Origin of the sequence: Pseudoalteromonas sp. McH1-7 (assembly GCF_013366255.1) — a bacterium.
GTDB lineage: Bacteria > Pseudomonadota > Gammaproteobacteria > Enterobacterales > Alteromonadaceae > Pseudoalteromonas > Pseudoalteromonas peptidolytica.
On sequence record NZ_JABWPQ010000055.1, the window covers coordinates 1 to 1,669 of the forward strand.

A 1,669-nucleotide genomic window follows, 5' to 3' on the forward strand; every position below is an offset into this window, starting at 1 on the left:
CGCATCACATCTGGCGTATGTGATTTATACCTCAGGCTCGACAGGACAGCCAAAAGGCGTGATGATTGAGCATCAAAATACGGTTGCAATGTTGAATTGGGGCAAGCATTTTTATTCAACGGCAGAGTTGCAAACAGTATTAGCGAGTACTTCTTTAAGTTTTGATTTATCTGTTTTTGAATTATTTTTACCGCTAAGTGTTGGCACAAAAGTAAGACTCGTTAAAAATGTTTTAGAAGTAGTGACAGAGCAGTGTGTTCGGGATGTCACCTTACTTAATACAGTTCCTTCAGCTATCTCGGCTTTGCTAGATAATAATACTTATTTAGAGAAAATCCGGGTCATTAATCTTGCGGGAGAAGCATTACACAGTGAGCTTATCAACAAAATATTTGAACAATATACGGCGATTAGCGTTTGTAATCTATATGGCCCATCTGAAGATACGACCTACTCAACCGGGATCAGGTTTAATAATGCGGTACAGTCAACGCCAAGTATTGGCCGTGTGATTTCAAATAGTATTGCGCTGATTTTAAATGAAGATGGCCAGCTATTACCTTACGGCTCTGTAGGAGAGTTATATTTGGGAGGTGATGGTGTCTCTAGAGGATATAGGCACCAAGCCGAGCTAACGGCAGCTAAGTTTGTTAGTAATCCATATTCCACAGTAGGACAGGGAGTTCAGGCTGCTCGACTTTACCGTACAGGAGATTTAGTAAAGTATCTTCCTTGTGGTAATTTAGCGTTTCTTGGTCGAATTGATGATCAGGTGAAGATAAGAGGATTTAGGATAGAGCTTGGGGAAATCGAGTTTGAATTATCTCAACTTGCTGAAATTGACTCATGCCTAGTCATTGCGAAGCAGGTTGGAGAAGATAACCGCTTAATCGCATACCTAAAAGGCCACGATGGTGACATCAATATTGATGAAGTTAAGAAAGCGCTTCGTTTAGCATTACCTGAATATATGGTGCCTAGCTTTTTTGTGGAAGTTGAAGAGTGGCCATTAACACCAAATGGAAAAATCGACAAAAAGCAATTACTAGAAATTGAAGGTGTCGGTTTTAATGAAGAATACGTTGCACCGCAGAGCCAAACTGAGCTGGCACTAGTGGATATTTGTTCTGAATTGTTGGAACTGGAACAAAGTAAAATAAGTATTAAAGCAAACTTTTTTGAACTGGGAGGGCACTCCCTATTAATAATGAAGTTTGTAAGAAAAATTGAGGAAGTCCTAGGGATCACAATCTCAATGAATGCTTTTTTTGATGTGCAGACTCTGCAAGAGCTTGCTTCCCTATGTGAAATTATAGCGGTAAGTCAGTCTATCAACGAGGTAGATGATGTTGCCGAATACGAAGAGTTCGAGTTTTGAGATGAATGCATTAAACCTTATCCAGCAGTTGGCTAGACAAGACATTATTTTGCAAATGACAGAGAATGGATCGTTAACTGCTAAGGCTCCCAAGGGAGCCATCACAGCTGAAATAAGTGATCTTATAAGGCAAAATAAGAGAGAATTTATTGATTGCTTAACGCGCTTAGAGTCACTTCATTCTCAAGTGGAAAGCAATTCGGTCATTCCTGTTGACAGAAACACAGATAAGTTCCCTCTGTCTTTTGCCCAGCAGCGGCTATGGTTTATTGATAGTTTGCAAGGTAGCAC

At 40.0% G+C, this 1,669-nt stretch carries 2 protein-coding genes; both read left to right on the top strand.

The window, feature by feature from the left end:
- On the top strand, positions 1–1,378 hold a 1,378-nt coding region (locus HUZ36_RS21585; RefSeq protein WP_176033944.1), incomplete at its 5' end, for a non-ribosomal peptide synthetase.
- 1 nt (position 1,379) lies between these two features.
- A partial coding sequence (locus HUZ36_RS21590) for a TubC N-terminal docking domain-related protein (protein WP_176033945.1) occupies positions 1,380–1,669 on the top strand: 290 nt, incomplete at its 3' end.